Annotated in this window: 15 protein-coding genes, 1 other RNA gene and 1 pseudogene; 10 read left to right on the top strand and 7 right to left on the bottom strand. The window is 42.5% G+C overall.

Features of this window, described 5'->3' with window-relative positions:
- Positions 1-70: 70 nt before the first annotated feature.
- On the top strand, positions 71-1,216 hold the full coding sequence (locus B3V51_RS01220) for a DUF4297 family anti-phage-associated protein (protein WP_286707825.1): 1,146 nt from the start codon (positions 71-73) through the stop codon (positions 1,214-1,216).
- 210 nt (positions 1,217-1,426) lie between these two features.
- A complete protein-coding gene (herA, locus tag B3V51_RS01225; protein WP_212563913.1) occupies positions 1,427-3,169 on the top strand; it encodes an anti-phage-associated helicase HerA in 1,743 nt (580 codons plus the stop codon).
- 84 nt (positions 3,170-3,253) lie between these two features.
- Here the strand turns inward: herA and B3V51_RS01230 are convergent, their stop codons facing one another.
- The 3 genes from B3V51_RS01230 to B3V51_RS01240 all read right to left on the bottom strand — a co-directional run bounded on the left by B3V51_RS01230 (position 3,254) and on the right by B3V51_RS01240 (position 7,196).
- Positions 3,254-3,820 carry a hypothetical protein gene (locus B3V51_RS01230; RefSeq protein WP_286707826.1) on the bottom strand — a complete coding sequence of 189 codons (567 nt, stop codon included), beginning with the start codon at positions 3,818-3,820 and terminating at the stop codon, positions 3,254-3,256.
- A 177-nt stretch (positions 3,821-3,997) separates the two neighbouring features.
- Complete coding sequence (locus B3V51_RS01235) at positions 3,998-4,408, bottom strand: hypothetical protein (RefSeq protein ID WP_212563912.1); 411 nt, start codon at positions 4,406-4,408, stop codon at positions 3,998-4,000.
- A 313-nt stretch (positions 4,409-4,721) separates the two neighbouring features.
- Positions 4,722-7,196, bottom strand: coding sequence for a YgiQ family radical SAM protein (locus tag B3V51_RS01240; RefSeq protein ID WP_212563911.1), 2,475 nt, complete (start codon positions 7,194-7,196; stop codon positions 4,722-4,724).
- Between the two features lie 519 nt (positions 7,197-7,715).
- Between B3V51_RS01240 and B3V51_RS01245 the strand changes: the two genes are divergently transcribed.
- Together B3V51_RS01245 and B3V51_RS01250 are read left to right on the top strand one after the other, a co-directional pair.
- Entirely contained in the window at positions 7,716-9,026 is a 1,311-nt protein-coding gene (locus B3V51_RS01245) for an ammonium transporter (RefSeq protein WP_414706358.1), read from the top strand.
- A 10-nt stretch (positions 9,027-9,036) separates the two neighbouring features.
- On the top strand, positions 9,037-9,669 hold the full coding sequence (locus tag B3V51_RS01250) for a hypothetical protein (protein ID WP_212563910.1): 633 nt from the start codon (positions 9,037-9,039) through the stop codon (positions 9,667-9,669).
- A gap of 92 nt (positions 9,670-9,761) precedes the next feature.
- On the opposite strand, the gene B3V51_RS01255 is transcribed toward B3V51_RS01250, so the two are convergent.
- Together B3V51_RS01255 and B3V51_RS01260 are read right to left on the bottom strand one after the other, a co-directional pair.
- Positions 9,762-10,514: a hypothetical protein gene (locus B3V51_RS01255; protein ID WP_339605578.1), complete on the bottom strand. Its 753-nt coding sequence runs from the start codon at positions 10,512-10,514 to the stop codon at positions 9,762-9,764.
- A 146-nt stretch (positions 10,515-10,660) separates the two neighbouring features.
- Entirely contained in the window at positions 10,661-11,128 is a 468-nt protein-coding gene (locus B3V51_RS01260) for an Lrp/AsnC family transcriptional regulator (RefSeq protein ID WP_071002305.1), read from the bottom strand.
- A gap of 244 nt (positions 11,129-11,372) precedes the next feature.
- Between B3V51_RS01260 and rarD the strand changes: the two genes are divergently transcribed.
- A complete protein-coding gene (gene rarD / locus B3V51_RS01265) occupies positions 11,373-12,392 on the top strand; it encodes an EamA family transporter RarD (protein ID WP_286707827.1) in 1,020 nt (339 codons plus the stop codon).
- Positions 12,393-12,676: 284 nt separating this feature from the next.
- Here rarD and smpB read toward each other — a convergent pair whose 3' ends face one another.
- Positions 12,677-13,153, bottom strand: coding sequence for an SsrA-binding protein SmpB (gene smpB / locus B3V51_RS01270; protein ID WP_093067726.1), 477 nt, complete (start codon positions 13,151-13,153; stop codon positions 12,677-12,679).
- A gap of 252 nt (positions 13,154-13,405) precedes the next feature.
- Here smpB and coaD point away from each other — a divergent pair, with 252 nt between their 5' ends.
- Positions 13,406-13,924 (top strand): pantetheine-phosphate adenylyltransferase, encoded by a 519-nt coding sequence (gene coaD, locus B3V51_RS01275; protein WP_058024491.1) that lies wholly within the window; start codon positions 13,406-13,408, stop codon positions 13,922-13,924.
- A 44-nt stretch (positions 13,925-13,968) separates the two neighbouring features.
- On the opposite strand, the pseudogene B3V51_RS12860 reads toward coaD, so the two are convergent.
- Positions 13,969-14,019 (bottom strand): annotated as a pseudogene (locus tag B3V51_RS12860) (hypothetical protein); the annotation flags it as partial.
- On the opposite strand from B3V51_RS12860, the gene B3V51_RS01280 reads away from it, so the two are divergent.
- The 4 genes from B3V51_RS01280 to rnpB all read left to right on the top strand — a co-directional run.
- Positions 14,020-14,268 carry a YfhL family 4Fe-4S dicluster ferredoxin gene (locus tag B3V51_RS01280; RefSeq protein WP_058024492.1) on the top strand — a complete coding sequence of 83 codons (249 nt, stop codon included), beginning with the start codon at positions 14,020-14,022 and terminating at the stop codon, positions 14,266-14,268.
- A 55-nt stretch (positions 14,269-14,323) separates the two neighbouring features.
- Positions 14,324-15,643 carry an adenosylmethionine--8-amino-7-oxononanoate transaminase gene (bioA, locus tag B3V51_RS01285; RefSeq protein WP_286707828.1) on the top strand — a complete coding sequence of 440 codons (1,320 nt, stop codon included), beginning with the start codon at positions 14,324-14,326 and terminating at the stop codon, positions 15,641-15,643.
- A 2-nt stretch (positions 15,644-15,645) separates the two neighbouring features.
- Entirely contained in the window at positions 15,646-16,362 is a 717-nt protein-coding gene (gene bioD, locus B3V51_RS01290; RefSeq protein ID WP_286707829.1) for a dethiobiotin synthase, read from the top strand.
- A gap of 94 nt (positions 16,363-16,456) precedes the next feature.
- Positions 16,457-16,652: RNase P RNA component class A (gene rnpB / locus B3V51_RS01295), an RNA gene on the top strand; the annotation flags it as partial.

Here is a 16,652-nt window from a genome sequence, read left to right on the forward strand (position 1 = left end):
AATATGTTTATAAGATTTTTACTATGAAAAGCTTAATTTATTTTTAATTTATTCTAAATAAGGGTTTGAAATGAGTGACAGAAGCGCTATTCATACAATCAAAGGCTATTTTTATCAGTTTGATTACACTATTTTTCAAATCCTTAGTCAGGAAAACCCAAGCAATATACTAACTGTAGAAGAAATAGAAGATCTTGATATTGAGGAAGGAGGTGAGATAACTGCTATACAATGCAAATATTATGAGAATACTGAATATAACCACTCAGTTATCTCTAAACCTATTAGACTAATGTTTGATGATTTTATTAATAGAAAAAGGAATAATAGTAGGAAAATTAAGTATAAACTATACGGTCACTATAAATCTGGACAGGATAAACTGATACAAACAATTGATTTAGATCTTCTTAAGTCTGCATTTCTTACTTATAGGAAAGGTGAAGTTGAGCATAAACATTACGAGAAACTGCAAGCTACAGATAATGAGTTAGAGGAATTTATTTCTATTTTAGATATTGATGTCTATGCTACGGAGTATAGTAGTCAATTAGAAATAATATTTGAAAATATGGAGAGGATATTTAATTGCGAAAGATTTGAGGCTGAGAATTACTACTATAAAAATGCTTTAAATGAAATAAAGAATTTATCTATACAGTCTAATGTTAATGATAGAAAGGTTTCAAAATCAGATTTTTTAAGAAATATCAATAAGAAGGAAATTATATTCAATAAATGGTTTGTTGAGATAAAAGGAAAAAATCAGCATCTAAAAAATTTAAAAAAGAATATATTTTCTGCTTTAAATGTTGAAAGCTTTAATAGGTTTTTCCTATTAGAGGTGGATATTAATAGTTATGACAGAGCGGATTTGATAGAGCTAATATTATTAATTTCCAAAAAATATAGTAAGTTAACTAAAAGAACGCCTGACAGGTTTTGTCCATTTATTTTTATAAAAAATATAGAAGAAAAAGAAATTATTGAAATAAAAAAATATTTAACAAGTGCTGGAAGAAAATTTATTGATGGGTATTACTTTCAAGGTGCAGATTTCTCACCAAGATTTATGTTACAGGCTATCAGCTATGAAAATCCAATAGAAATAAAATTTTTGAATAATATTGAAGACTTGAAAACGATATTAAAATTTAGTGATAAAATGGTATGTATTTATCAGTTTTATATAGATGAACCGTTTTTCTATAGTTAAGTCTAAATAAAAACGATACAGGATAATAAATTCATTTGATTAAACGCTATTTTTCTTGCTTGCTGTGACTACGTCTCCAGAGGCTGCGCAAAATAGCGTTTAATCTTATTGTATCGATTTTATAGTGAACCGACTATATTATGAAAATGATAATATGAAACATATTAGGATTGAACTAAAAGAGATTAAAGACATTAAGGAAGTAATCTGATGGATACAGTATGTATTGATATCAATGGAAGATTAAATGCTGAAGTTATTGCAGTATCTCCAGATAAGGTAAAAATTTCTGTAGATGATTTGAAAGAATTTAGTTTAGCTGATGAATCTCTTAAAGTTGGTTCTTATTTAAGAATATCCGATAATGAAAATGTGATGCTTATTGGTATAATCGAGAATTTCTCAATTGAAGTAAATGATGATGGTAAACGTAGTTATTTACTAGAAGCCCATCCGCTAGGTATCATCAAAGATGATTGCTTTATTCGGGGTGGAGATTCAATTGCTATTCCACCAAAAAAGGTTGAACCTGCTACTGTTGAAGATATTAAGAAAATATATGAAAGCTCTATTGTGAAGGAAAATGAGTTTTGTTTCTCTAAATTGTCTTCTAACGAAAGTATAAATGTGCCTGTGGATGGTAATAAATTTTTCAATAAACATATAGCTATCGTGGGATCAACAGGATCAGGAAAGTCTCATACAGTATCTACAATACTTCAAAAAGCTATTTCCCAAAAAGATGGAGATTTTGAGTTAAATAATTCTCAAGTGATTATTTTTGATATTCACTCTGAATATAGATCTGCATTTCCTGATGCAAATATCTTAGATATAGGAAGTCTGGTTCTACCTTACTGGATGCTTAATAGTGATGAGTTAGAAGATCTTTTCTTAGATACAGAAATTAATGATCATAATCAACGTAATGTTTTTAAACAGGCAGTTGTGAATAATAGAAAATTTCACTGTGATGATCCTTTAAAAAAGGATAAGATTCACTATGATTTCCCATCTTTTTTTAACTTAGATGAAGTGCTTAGTTATATTAGAAATAGGAATAATGAAAAAAGAGATAAAGATCATAGAATAATTTGGAGAACGTCTGATCAAGAAGAATTTGATTTTTCGGAATCTACAGAGTATAAGCTTTTTAGTGATGACATAGAGTGTATTACTACTACTGCTAGCGGTACTCTTAATGGTACGTTAATAAATTTTTTGAATAGGCTCAGTAGTAAGGTAAACGACAAAAGACTAGACTTTCTTTTAGGTCAAAAATCAAAAGAAATAAGCTTTGAGGATACTTTGAAGCAATTGATGGGTTGTTCTGGAGACAGTATTTCAAACGTAACTATTATTGATTTAAGCGGTGTCCCTTTTGAGGTGCTTAGTGTTACAGTATCTCTAATTTCTAGAATTATATTTGAGTATGGATATATTTATAAACGTCTGAGGTGTGATCGAAATCCTGATGAAACTATCAATAATGATATTCCAATTTTATTGGTTTATGAAGAAGCACATAAATATGTACCAAAAAGCGAGTTAATAAAATTCCGTGCATCGAAGCATTCAATTGAAAGGATTGCTAAAGAAGGTAGGAAATATGGTATTTCTTTGCTTCTAGCTAGCCAAAGACCTTCCGAGATATCTGAAACTATTTTCTCGCAATGTAATAACTTCATTGCAATGCGACTAACTAATCCTAATGATCAAAGCTATGTTAAAAAATTATTACCCGATACATTAGGTAGTTTAATAAATATGATGCCTGCTTTTAAAGCGGGCGAAGGATTATTGATAGGGGATTCAGTTGTACTTCCTTCAATTATTCAGATTAATAAATGTATAACCCCTCCTTCATCGAATGATATTCCATACTGGAAGCTATGGAAGGAAGAGTGGAGGGATTTAGATTTTGAAGCTATAAAGCAGGAATGGTATAAGTAAGTTATATTTCTAATAAAAGGCTCAAGCAGAATAGCAGCATGGGTTAACATCTATGCTGCTATTCTATGGAAATTACTATCCACACTATTCAACCATCTCAGCATGCGCCTTAGCATCCCCTTTTTTGCCATCAGGTTTGATTACGATAGGTAATATCAACCCTTTGGCAAAGTCGTCTGATAACACATAGTCATAGCGACTGGCAGCGACATTGGGTGTGGTATGAATGACCAGTGTCATCTCGTTACCATCGGTCAGCTCATGTGAGACATAGGTTTCGCTCAGCTGATCCAAGGCTTTGGATAGCGCTTCGTTACTTGCCATACTGATAGTGAGGTTGTGCTGCGCTGTCGCCGCGTCCACATCGAAGTACTCTGCATAGTCACGGACGTTTTGACTGTCGATTGCAAATGGATACTTATAGTTGGTGGGATCGGCAGGCTTTGTCCCGCTATCGACTAGCGACCAGTCTATCTGATCGGCTGCGGGTGTTGACGAGTCTGATGCGGTCGCCGCTGTTTTAGAGGCTTGGTTAGGGGTTTCGGTGTTATTATCGCAGCCTGTTAGCGTCCACATACTAGCAGCTGCCATTACCATCATCGTTATCAGACGCGTCGCCATCGGGTTATCCTTTTTATTATTGATCATCATTAATTGGTGCTAAAGGCTATTTTGACAGGTTTCGGTGTGCTTCTCTAGCAAAACAAACCAGCACTGATGATATTCATAATCATCAGAGAGAAGATGTGTATAAAGAACACGCATAAAAAACAGCCACTCTAGGGCGACTGTTTTACTTTTGATAGAGTGCTGCTTATCTTTGATTGATTAGAGTTGGCAGTTTACTTTATATTCTTGACCGCTTGCCCATTTCATTGCAAAGATTCCTTTGTCACCTTTCATGTGCCACGCATAGACCGCTTTTGGATTTGAGTCGTTGACATAGCTTGCGACGTCGCCTTTTACATCACCGTTTAAGACGAGCTTTTGCTCTGTCCATTTTACTTTAGGTAAGGTGGCATTGAGCATGACTTGTTTTTTGTTAATAGACTGTTTTGCCATGATGGTGCTGCCATCGGTACAGGTATATGGGGCTGCTGCCATGCGGTCATAAGCGGCAGTGACTTTTTCTGGCGCAGGGGTATCAGTCGTCTCTGGCGTGGTAGAGGCAGTCGTGGCACAAGCGCTCAGTAAGGCAAGCGCAGGTAGGGCAGTTGCAATTTTAGTGATGGTATTCATCATTTTCTCCAAAGTATTACTGGTGTCATTTACTTGTTCTTAATAATGCGTTTAGCATATGAGGCTTATAGTAGCGAAAACGAAGTATTGCCGTGTTAGAAATTGTTCATTACCTATTAGCTTCGTTACCCAATCAATGACAAATGTAACTTACCATCGCCAGCCTATTGAAAGATAAACGATAATCATTTGAATTTTTATTCATTAATAAGTCAGATAAAAAAGCACCTATCAACTGAGCGCTGGTAGGGGCTTTTTATGGATTTAACACGACCGACGTTTAGATCATATTTTAATGCTATTTCTTATCAAGCTATTTGGTTTTGCGCGGTGGCAGACCTGTATGCTGAGTTTGGAAATTGCCTTTACTGACTTTTTTCTTACTGTTTTTCCCGACCGTATTTTTGCTTGTGCCAGCACGGTTTGCAGCGTTGTTGTTTGACGAGTTGTTGCTACGCTTCACTGAGTCATTGCCTAGGCGACTGTTCTTTTTGCGTGCCGATTGGTAGCTGTCTTGCCCCGCGTCACGCCCTTCTAAGCTTGCGTTAAATGGCGGGATAAGACAAGCGCGGCTCTTGCCAATCAAGTCACTGCGCCCCATGGCTTTTAGCGCGTCACGTAGTAGCGCCCAGTTTTTTGGGTCGTGATAGCGCAAGAATGCCTTGTGCAATTTACGCTGTTTGCCCGATTTGACGATGGTCACATCGCCTTGCTCGCGGTTGATTTTGTGCAGCGGGTCTTTGTGCGTGTGATACATGGTCGTGGCGGTCGCCATCGGGCTTGGATAAAATGCCTGTACTTGGTCCGCGCGAAAGCCATTGCGTTTGAGCCACAGCGCAAGGTTCATCATATCTTCATCGGTGGTGCCAGGGTGCGCGGCGATAAAGTAAGGGATGAGGTACTGCTCTTTGCCCGCCTCGGCACTAAAGCGCTCGAACATGGCTTTGAACTCATCATACGTGCCCATGCCAGGCTTCATCATTTTTGACAATACGTTGTCTTCTGAGTGTTCAGGGGCGATTTTTAGATAGCCACCGACGTGGTGCGTGACCAGCTCTTTGACGTATTCAGGATCTTTAACCGCCAAATCATAACGCAGACCAGACGCGATAAGGATTTTTTTCACGCCTTTGATATCACGGGCTTTGCGATACAGTTTGGTCAAATTACTGTGATCGGTCAGCAGGTTTTCGCAGACATCAGGATAGACGCAAGACGGTTTACGGCAGTTTTTCTCAATCGTCTCGTCTTTACAGCTCAGACGATACATATTGGCCGTTGGCCCACCAAGATCAGAGATCACGCCAGTGTAGTTGGGTGCAGTATCACGAATCGCTTCGACTTCACGCAAGATTGAGTCTTCTGAACGGTTTTGGATGATACGGCCTTCGTGCTCGGTGATCGAGCAGAAGGTACAACCACCAAAACAGCCGCGCATGATATTGACCGAAAACTTGATCATGTCATAAGCAGGGATACGCGCATCGCCATAGCTTGGGTGCGGCAGACGGGCATAGGGCAGGTCAAACACATAATCCATCTCTTCTGTCGAGAGTGGAATCGGTGGTGGGTTCAGCCAGACATCGATAGAAGTATGCGAGTTACCTGCACCGCTACTATGACGCTGCACCAGCGCGCGAGCGTTACCCGGATTGGTCTCTAAATGTAAGATACGGTTGGCATGCGCATAAAGCACAGGGTCAGATTTGACATGCTCATAGTCAGGCAGACGAATCACCGTTTGCTCACGTGGGGGCATTTTGATTTTATGCTTGCGGGCGGTTTTTGGCTTATTAAACGCACTGTCAAAGCCGCGCATCTGTACCACTTGGGTATCAGTGTCCACTTGGTCGGCATTAATGATTTTGTCAGTGACGGGCTCAGCGACAAAACCTTGATACTGTGACGACATTGATGACGGCATGGCTTGCCCGACAGGCGAGTCCGATGGTTTGTTCTGCTCAATTGAGCAGCTATCAACGTCTTCGGTCATGACATACGGGTTGATGATCGGATCGACACGGCCAACGGTATCGACATCGTTACTAGCGACCTCAGTCATATCCGCTTGCCAATGACGACGCGTTGGGGTCAATAAATACGCTGTACCGCGTAGCTTACTCATTTGCTCAAAGCTATAGCCTTTTGACAGACCATGTACGACATCGACGATGGCGCGCTCAGCATTACCATAGAGTAAGACATCCGCACGCGCATCGAGCAAAATACTACGGCGCACTTTGTCTGACCAATAGTCATAATGCGCGATACGGCGTAAGCTGCCCTCAATACCGCCCAAGATAATAGGCACATCAGGATAGGCTTCACGGCAGCGCTGGCTATAGACGATAGCCGCGCGGTCAGGGCGCTTATTAGCCACGTTGCCAGGAGAGTAGGCATCATCACTACGGATTTTACGATCGGCGGTATAGCGGTTGATCATACTATCCATATTGCCAGCGGTCACGCCGTACGCATAGACAGGTTTGCCAAGCTCCATAAAGGCGTCTTTGCTCTTCCAATCAGGCTGCGCGATGATACCGACGCGAAAGCCTTGTGACTCAAGCAAGCGACCGATAATCGCCATACCAAAGCTTGGGTGATCGACATAGGCATCGCCTGAGACGATGATAACATCGCAAGCATCCCAGCCCAGATCGTCCATTTCTTTGCGGCTCATCGGCAGATAAGGCGCAGGCTCGTAGCAGCTCGCCCAGTGTTTGTCATAATCATAAAGTGGCTTGGTGCCTTGTTTAAAGGCAGTGCGGGCAATGGTATTGGCAGACATGGGCGGACCTGTTAATTAGAAAATGGCACTAAAAATACAACCTTTATTCATCATTGATAATAAAGGCTGATTTAAAAGCGCTCATTTTAACATGAATCACCTTCACTATGCGACCTATTCTATGAGTGGTGATTGCCGATAAGTTATTGATAGCGCGAGATAAACTGCTTATGCAAAGTAAGCGACTAGCCCAACCAAACAATGGTAAAAATGGTTTCAGCAGAACCGTCACATTGTCGCAAGCATGGTTGTTAAAGTGCAGTTATCAAAGTATGGGTTCGGTCAGCACTAATCATTTGTTTTCTCATGTTTGTTAGCCGTTCTGATTTTCATCCATAGCTTTTGGCATAGCTTTTGCTCCAACCCCGTTAGGGCTTATTTGTGTGCATTCATGAGTGAAAATGGTGCACCGATAAAAATTGAACGGATAGATAAGTGTTTGGAGATAAAATGAGAACATCATCTGTTGGGCTGAATGCGATAAAAGAGCTACTAAGAACATTACTGCACAAGATACTTATGCTGGGGACGCTATTGTTTGGCACGATCGCCAGTGCACAAGCGGCCGCGGCTGACACATTGACGGTGGCGCAGCTACTCGAATATCAAAACATCGCTTGGATTGTTTGGGGCGGGGTTTTGGTGTTCTTTATGCAGGCAGGTTTTGCGCTACTAGAGAGCGGCTCCGTGCGTGCCAAGAACGCCGTCAATGTGATGATGAAAAACTACACCGACATGTGTATCGGTGGTCTGGCGTTTTATTTGGTGGGTTTTGGGTTGATGATGGGTACTAATAATTCGGGGTTTGTCGGTACCGATCATTTTATGCCAGTCAATCTGTCCAATATGGACTGGGCACTGATGTTCTTTCAGATGATGTTTGCGGCGACAGCGGTGACCATCGCGAGTGGTGCCATGGCAGAGCGTGTCTCGTTTATCGGCTATGCAGTCGCCGCCTGTTTGATCTGTCTATTTATCTATCCTGTGTTTGCCAGCTGGGTCTGGGGTGGGTATTTCGGCGGGTCAGGCTGGCTAGCTGAGCTTGGTTTTATCGATTTTGCTGGGTCGACCGTGGTGCATTCTATCGGGGGCTGGTTGGCACTGGCAGGCATCTTAATCATTGGGCCAAGACTGGGGCGCTTTGCCCCTGATGGTACGCCAAGACTCATCGCAGGTCACAACATGACGCTATTGGCGCTTGGCGGGTTTATCTTATGGTTTGGTTGGTTCGGCTTCAATGCTGGATCGACATTATCTATCACTGGAAATATTGGCTTGATTGCCGTCAATACTTTTATCGCTGCGGTCAGTGCGGTGGTGAGCTACATGCTGATTGCTCGGACAATGAGCAAAGCCATTTTGCTCAGTGATAGTGTCAATGCCAGTTTGATTGGTCTGGTGTCTATCACGGCAGGCTGTGCCACAACAACGCCTGTTTTCGCCGTTGTCATCGGTGCCATCGCCTCTGTGGTCTATATTTTATCCACGCAAGCATTATTGAAGCTCAAAATAGACGATGTGGTATCAGCGGTGGCAGTGCATGGATTCGGCGGTGCATGGGGCACACTCGCGGCTGGATTGTTTTATACAGAGGATTTATTCAACCTATCACGAATTGGCGTACAAGCGCTAGGCGTGGGAGTAGCACTGGCATGGGGGCTAGGGCTTGGTCTTGTGATGTATAAGCTGATTGATATGAGCTTTGGGTTAAAGGCCAGCCGCTTACATGAGCAGCGTGGCCTTGATTATACCGAGCATGCCGAGCTCGGCTATCCTGAATTCCAAAAGCAGATGTTCGATGCGAAAAGCCTAACAGAGCGGCATTTATAGGAGAGAGCTGATGAATATTGATACTCAATCCGTCGACCAAACCGTGTCTGCGATGGCAGAGGTGCTGTCAGAGTATTTACATCCTGAAGAGGTGCGCCTGCTCAAGAGGCAGTGGCAACAGTACTCAACTGTCTCTGTCAAAATGATGCAGCAGTGTGTGTTGGATGCGACAAGGCGCTATCCTGAACTACAAGATCACAAATCTAAAATTCGTAAAGGCTTTTGGGCTACGTTGCAAGTGGATAGTCAGCAGACAGTGGAGTCTGACAGTCACAATGGCCATAACGAGACAATCAATGCACCCGTACCTATCTCTGAGTCCGTTCTCGCATTTTATACCGTGATTGAAGCGCTGCGCAGTCAGCTAACGGCAGCAGATAGTCGCAGCTTTTTTCATAGTATGCACCAAACTGTTTCGCAAGAACGCACCTTCAAAGGGCACCACATCAATATCAATCAATTTTTGGAAGGTAATCGTCCACCTGTACCGGACAATGAGCACCTGTTAAACAATCTGATGCAGCTTGCCTACGTGTGCTTGTGCGATATTACTGGTCCTGTAGAGGCAGATGAGATACTGTTTCAAGCGGCACAAACGGCCAAGCAAAGTTATCCAAAAGCCATTGTTGAAAAATTATTTTAACCTATCAAGTGAGCACGTTACGAGCAAGTACGGATATCGCCTCGTAACGTACCTTATGGTTTCAGGTGAGTCAGTGCGCTGTCTGATAGCTTTTAATTATCTAATAATTGAAGCGGGAAAGTCACCACATCAAATGCAAGGGCAAAGGGCAGCAGCACCAGTTTTTGTGCGCTATTTGGTCCATGACGGTTTGTGTTTTTTTGCTGCGTTTGAGTATAAAAGCTTACCGTATAAGGCTTGGTTAGAGCGCGATAATTTGACTGAATCAAGCTTAAATTACTCACTTGCGGATATATGGCACCTTTCACGGGGACATTAAAACAAAAACGCTGGGCACCAATACGTTGATCACTGGCTGAGGTACACTCTCGGGCATTATTTTGTAAAAAGAACTGATAATCTGAGCGTCCAAACTCGTCTTTTAGTTTGGCATAAGACAGCTTCATCTCCCCTTGGAAGTGTCCATCGTTATTGGGGACATAAAAATTCATGTCATTGTCAACGTGAATGTTTTTTTGTGTCAGATTGCTGAGCAAACTGGTCATCTCAGTCCCACCTTGGGTGAGTACGTAGCTGTTTTTTTCACCAACGATAACCATCGTTGCATTTGGCGTTTTTGGTAATGCTTGCGCCGGACGGCCAAAAGCGATCACTTGATCTTCTGACAATGTCTGCTTGGTCGTGATGATATGGTCATTACTTTCTAGCAATGAGCTGGTCGCACAGCCTGACATTGCAAGCATTGAAGCCAACATGGTTCCTGTTACCAAAGCTTTTGGGCGTATTTGGTTTAGAGTGCTGTACCTGCTGTTTATTTTATGAGGGTAGTCTGATTGAGAGGTCATGCTCAGGCTTCCTTGTCTACTACGGTGAATAAAAATTGCTAATATTATCCAACTTATGTTAATTTTCTACAAGTTTTGAATGCAGTTTAAACACCAATTATTAATAAAAAAGCTGATACCAACTCAACTAATACAGGTAGATGTATTTAGTCTAAGGTAATCTTGGTTCCACTCTTGGTAAAGTTCATCACAAACTGACTCTTAAAATTGCGTACATTGTTTTCGTAAGTCAGCAAGCTACGGGTGAACTGGTGGTAGTCGCTCATGTTTTTGGCATTGACCATCAGCATAAAATCAAAATCGCCAGATACTTCATAACAGCTCATCACCTGTGTTTGCGAATCCATCAAACGCTCAAACCGGCGCTGCATTGATGTGTTGGAGCGCTCCATTTCTATCATCACCACTGCGGTCAGACCGTAACCCACTTTATTAGGATTAACGATGGCGACTTGCTTGGTAATCACGCCGCTATCTATCAATGCTTGAATGCGACGCTGAGCAGTGGCAACAGACACATGCACTCGTTCTGCGACAGTTTTAAGCGGTAATGTCGCATCGTCTTGCAATAAATTCAAAATAGCTTTATCAGTGCTGTCTAGGATATGGCTCATGATAATGTACCCTCATTAATTATGATTATTAGGTTTTCGATTATAAATATTATCACTAATAATTTAAATTTAAGAAAATAGTTATTTATATGACATCATTTTGATAAATTTATCCATAAATACATTTTTATAGAGATAATATATCAAAGCACTCTAGTAAAATAGACCGTACCAATCAGAGCTGCTTTAAAAAAAGAGCGAGTAATTGTTTTTTTATCATCTACTAATAACTACGGTGCTTATCATGTCTATCTCAATGCTCTCCAATGTATTCGCTAATGCGCTAGCAACCACTACTTCACGTTTGCCATTGCCTGCGATTTGGACGACTGGTAACACGCAGCAGCGCACGCTGATGTTGGGAGTGTCATTTGCCATCTTATCCAATATTTTGTTTGGTGTGCTCTATGCGTATAGCAGCTTTCTGACGCCTTTGTCAGGCACACAAGTGTTTATCTGGCGTATGCTGTCAATGTGGGCGGTGTTGGTTGGCTACTTATTGATAAGTGGACGGCTAGGCATGCACATCGATAAATTGCGTGCTTTGCGCTCAGTCAAACAGTGGGCATGGTTACTACTACCTACGCCGATATTTTTGAGTCAGCTTTGGCTATTTATGTGGGCACCGGTCAATGGGCAAGGTGTACAAACCGCGATGGGCTATTTTTTGTTTCCACTCATGATGGTGGTGTTCGGTTGCCTGCTGTTCGGCGAAAAGCTCAGTCGTCTACAGTGGCTTGCGGTCGCATTTGCGGCGGTAGGGGTATGTAGTGAAATCATTCGTACGCAGAGTGTTTCTTGGGCGACATTGTGGGTGTGTGGTACTTATCCGATATATTATATCGTGCGTAGACTCCAAGGCATTGACGCCATCACTGGTATGCTGGTCGATCTGACCTTGTTTGCCCCATTTGCGCTTGGTTACTTGTACTTTTTTGCACCTAGCAATTTGGCAATGGTAGCAGGGTCTGGATTTTTGATCATGATGTTAGTTGGTCTTGGCGTTTTGAGCATCCTAGCAATGAAAACCAATATTGATGCCAGCCAAATGCTACCCGTCAATGTCTATGGCATGATGAGTTATATAGAACCTGCATTGCTATTTATATTGGCGGTGACGGTGCTCGGCAATCCGTTTGAATCAGCAATGATTTATAGCTATGGGTTGATCTGGTTGGGTATTGCTTGTTTGATTGCTCATGGGATAAAGCAGCTTCGCGCTCGTAAAAGTGTGCCATCATCAATCAAGGGGCAGGTCGCGTAAGCGGCTAGTATGGTAGTTAATGAGTATTGTCAGTCACGAGTGTTAACAGTTGATAAGTATAGTAGATTCAATTTAAAAATGTTATGGCGCTACTGGTATAAATTTTCCTTGCGTGCTGTATACACAGAGTCTGTGAAAAATTCATCCCAGTAGCGCTTTGGAACTTATGATATTTTTGTTTTGAACTGACTATATAAGCATTAATAAGGTACAAAAAAGGACGGCTCAATATTTACTGAGCCGTCCTTTTTTATAATGATTGTTCGACAATACTTGAATGAATATTAACCCAAGTGCTGCTTGAAACCACGCTGCTTATCACGTTCCCAGTCACGATCTTTTAACGTCTTACGTTTGTCATGCTGCTTTTTACCTAGTGCGAGGCCGATTTGGCATTTCACTAGCGAGTTTTTCCAGTAGCAAGACAGCGGTACGCAAGCGTAGCCTTTTTGATTGATTGCTCCAGACAGTTTTTCGATTTCACGACGATTGAGCAGCAGTTTACGGGTACGAATACTGTCTGGACTAACGTGCGTAGAGCTCGATAGTAATGGCTGAATGTGCGCACCAAATAAGAAAGCTTCGTTATTGCGAAATATGACGTACGCTTCAGTGATGGTCATTTTTCCTGCACGAATGGCTTTGACTTCCCAGCCTTGCAATGCCAGTCCCGCTTCAAAGGTTTCTTCGATAAAATATTCATGACGCGCCTTTTTATTGGCGCAAATCTGATTATCAGGTTTTTTTGATTTTTTTGACATAATTTCTCCATAAGGATTGCCTAAAAACACAGGCGCCTTATTTGACCAGTCCTACTAATTCCTCATCTTAACCCATTCAATGGTATTGAATTTTATTTGGATTATAAGTCAGATGAGTCGAACCGCCTATTGTATCAAAGCCTCTGGTGAAAAGGTAAATCGGCTGTTAGGACAAATGTAGCAGATAAGTATTAAGTTTGAGCAAAATTTGCTAGCATATGGCCTAATATTACCGATTATATTAGCCATGCTATGAGCCATTCTATTTCTCCTAATTCCTCAAAGCTACACACCAAAATTCTATATCCTGGTACGTTTGATCCCATTACCAATGGTCATGTGGATTTGGTGACACGCGCAACCAAGCTCTTTGATGAGGTTGTGATCGCGGTTGCCTCGGGGCATCATAAAAAACCTCTATTTAATTTTGAAGAGCGCGTTGCTTTAGTCGAGACCGTATTTGCCGATTTGCCGCAAGTCTCGGTGATTGGCTTTGAAGGGTTGCTCGTTGATTTTATGCGCGAAAAACACGCCACCGCCGTGCTGCGCGGGCTGCGAGCGATGTCCGATTTTGAGTACGAGTTTCAACTGGCCAATATGAACCGCGAGCTGGATGAAAACTTTGAAGCCGTATTTTTGACCCCCTCTCAGAACTATTCATTTATCTCATCTACGATGATTCGTGAAATTGCCAAACTCGGTGGCGATGTCAGTAAATTTGTCCCACCTTGTGTGTTGCAAGCTTTTGACAAAAAATTAAATAGTAACTAAAAGATGCTGCATCAAAAATACTCTGCTAGCACTTGCTAAAACAGTCAAGCGCAGCCAGATAGGGCTAATATGAGCAAAAATATAAGGAGCAGTTTATGGCGCTATTAATCACTGATGAGTGCATTAACTGTGATGTGTGTGAGCCTGCTTGCCCCAATGAGGCCATCTCAGAAGGCGATGATATTTATGTCATTGATCCGGATCTATGCACAGAATGTGTCGGACATTTTGACGAGCCACAATGCGTGGTGATTTGTCCCGTCGACTGTATCCCTCATGACCCCAATCATGTCGAGACAGAAAATGATTTATTAGCCAAATACAAGCGTATTACAGGTCAATAAAATCTTGATAAGCGATTGATGACGTTTGGGTTTACAACGTTTTAGGGACAATACGATGACCAAAAAAACCACGATCACCACAGCCATCCAAGCAACGAATGAGTTTGATCAACGGCACTTATGGCATCCATATGCCAGCCTACCACCCATCTATTCCAATATCGTTATCGATCGCGCTGAAGGGATTTATATCATTACTGAAGACGGCACGCGCTTAATTGATGGTATGTCGTCATGGTGGGCGAGCGTCCATGGCTACAATCATCCTAAGCTAAATGACGCACTGACTCAGCAGCTGGGGAAAATGGCGCATGTGATGTTTGGTGGCTTGACCCACCAGCCAGCGATAGACTTGGGCAAAAAGCTACTCGATATTGTGCCTTCTAGCCTTGACGCTATTTTTTATGCGGACAGTGGCAGTATCGCCGTAGAAGTGGCACTAAAAATGGCGCTGCAATATCAAGTGGCTGCCAAGCGCCCAAACAAGCAGCAGTTTGCGTCAACCCATTCAGGCTATTACGGAGATACTTGGCATGCCATGAGTGTCTGTGATCCTATCAATGGAATGCACAGTCTGTATGGCAAGCAATTACCGATGCAACATTTCGTTCCTGCGCCGCCACTTGGGTTTGATCGCGTATTGACAGTAGATGATCGTGAAACATTAGCTCAGTTTTTTGCAGAGTATGGCGCGCAGCTGGCAGGATTTATTATCGAGCCGATTATTCAGGGCGCAGGTGGTATGCGTTTTTATAGTCCTGAATATCTACAATTGCTGCGTCAACTGTGCGATAAGCATAATGTACTATTGATTGCCGATGAGATTGCTACTGGGTTTGGGCGTAGTGGCAAACTATTTGCGTGTGAACATGCTGGCATCAGCCCTGATATCATGACCATTGGCAAGGCGCTGACCGGCGGCTACATGACTTTTGCCGCAACACTATGTACCCGCAAAATTGCCGATACCATTCACAATAGCGACTATCCAGCGCTGATGCATGGTCCGACCTTTATGGGTAATCCGCTCGCCTGTGCGGTCGCCTGTGCATCGATTGATTTGATCCTGTCTTATGATATCGAAACGCGTACTGCCAGTATGCAACGTACGATGGAGCAAGCCCTGACGCCAGCTGCGCAGCTGGCAGGTGTAGCCGAGGTACGTTGTTTGGGGGCAGTGGCGGTGATTGAGTTAGAAGACGCTGTTGATATGCCCATTTTTCAATCCTTATTGATTGATAATGGTATCTGGGTCAGACCCTTTGGTAAGTTGGTGTATATCATGCCGCCTTATGTGATTACTGATGATGAGCTGACCACCTTATGCCAAGCGCTGCTAAAAGTAGTACGTAAATATTTAGAACATCGAGGTTAACCATGAGCGTGCTATTTGTATCCGGCATTGATACCGATATTGGCAAAACCTATGCCACGGGTCTGCTTGCCAAATCATTAATGCAGCAAGGCGTCAACGTTATCACGCAAAAGTTGGTACAAACAGGCATCAGTAAACAAGCAGATGGCGAACTAGGCATTGCGGATGATATTTTAAGTCACCGTCAATTGATGCAGATGCCATTACAGCCATGCGATTTGGACTTTACCACCTGTCCTTATCGCTATGAGAAGCCTGCGTCACCGCATCTGTCCGCAGCATTGGCCAATCAGCCTCTTAACATCAATGTGATTACCGATGCCACCAACGTATTGCAAGCCGATTATGAGTTGGTGTTGCTTGAAGGGGCAGGCGGGCTACTGGTACCGATAAATGAGCAACTATTAACCTTGGATTATATCGCTGAACAAGGCTATCCTATCGTCTTGGTCACCTCTGGCCGACTGGGCAGTATTAATCATACGTTACTCAGTTTAGAAGCCATAAAATCGCGCGGCTTAATGATCCATAGTGTGATTTACAATCATATCCATGATGATGCTGAACAAACGGATGCTGAGATTGCAAATAGTACCATTGATTTTTTGCAGGCGTATTTGGCTTGCCATTATCCCAAAGCTCACTGGCTGGTTTTGGCCAAACAAGCAAATAAACATTCAGATAATGCTGACATAACCTTGCCAACAGCGTTTATCTAAGTGTTTAAAGTGCTTTTAAGGTCATTAAAGTCATTCTAAAAATAAGCCGAAAAGACATTCCCATACAGGCGTTAGTTTTGCTATACTAGCGCGCTTGGTAGACTAGGCGATCGCCGCTGTACACTGGCAACAGATGAGCAGGGGAGGAAAGTCCGGGCTACATAGGGCAGCGTGCCAGCTAACGGCTGGGCAGAGTAATCTGACGACCAGTGCAGCAGAGAGTAGACCGCCTTTGACTTAGTTGATTGTCGCAAGACACCAATGTCATCGGTAAGGGTGAAAGGGTGCGG

The organism is Psychrobacter sp. UBA2514, from assembly GCF_002341255.1.
Classification (GTDB): Bacteria; Pseudomonadota; Gammaproteobacteria; order Pseudomonadales; family Moraxellaceae; genus Psychrobacter; species Psychrobacter pacificensis.

Bases quoted from the DNA above. Each gene is read 5' to 3' on its own strand.
- bioA (WP_286707828.1), top strand. From the start codon at position 14,324: ATGACCAAAAAAACCACGATCACCACAGCCATCCAAGCAACGAATGAG.
- B3V51_RS01235 (WP_212563912.1), bottom strand. From the start codon at position 4,408: ATGAATACCATCACTAAAATTGCAACTGCCCTACCTGCGCTTGCCTTA.
- B3V51_RS01230 (WP_286707826.1), bottom strand. From the start codon at position 3,820: ATGATGATCAATAATAAAAAGGATAACCCGATGGCGACGCGTCTGATA.
- B3V51_RS01280 (WP_058024492.1), top strand. From the start codon at position 14,020: ATGGCGCTATTAATCACTGATGAGTGCATTAACTGTGATGTGTGTGAG.
- B3V51_RS01255 (WP_339605578.1), bottom strand. From the start codon at position 10,514: ATGACCTCTCAATCAGACTACCCTCATAAAATAAACAGCAGGTACAGC.
- bioD (WP_286707829.1), top strand. From the start codon at position 15,646: ATGAGCGTGCTATTTGTATCCGGCATTGATACCGATATTGGCAAAACC.
- coaD (WP_058024491.1), top strand. From the start codon at position 13,406: ATGAGCCATTCTATTTCTCCTAATTCCTCAAAGCTACACACCAAAATT.
- B3V51_RS01245 (WP_414706358.1), top strand. From the start codon at position 7,716: ATGCTGGGGACGCTATTGTTTGGCACGATCGCCAGTGCACAAGCGGCC.
- B3V51_RS01240 (WP_212563911.1), bottom strand. From the start codon at position 7,196: ATGTCTGCCAATACCATTGCCCGCACTGCCTTTAAACAAGGCACCAAG.
- B3V51_RS01220 (WP_286707825.1), top strand. From the start codon at position 71: ATGAGTGACAGAAGCGCTATTCATACAATCAAAGGCTATTTTTATCAG.
- smpB (WP_093067726.1), bottom strand. From the start codon at position 13,153: ATGTCAAAAAAATCAAAAAAACCTGATAATCAGATTTGCGCCAATAAA.
- herA (WP_212563913.1), top strand. From the start codon at position 1,427: ATGGATACAGTATGTATTGATATCAATGGAAGATTAAATGCTGAAGTT.
- B3V51_RS01250 (WP_212563910.1), top strand. From the start codon at position 9,037: ATGAATATTGATACTCAATCCGTCGACCAAACCGTGTCTGCGATGGCA.
- rarD (WP_286707827.1), top strand. From the start codon at position 11,373: ATGTCTATCTCAATGCTCTCCAATGTATTCGCTAATGCGCTAGCAACC.
- B3V51_RS01260 (WP_071002305.1), bottom strand. From the start codon at position 11,128: ATGAGCCATATCCTAGACAGCACTGATAAAGCTATTTTGAATTTATTG.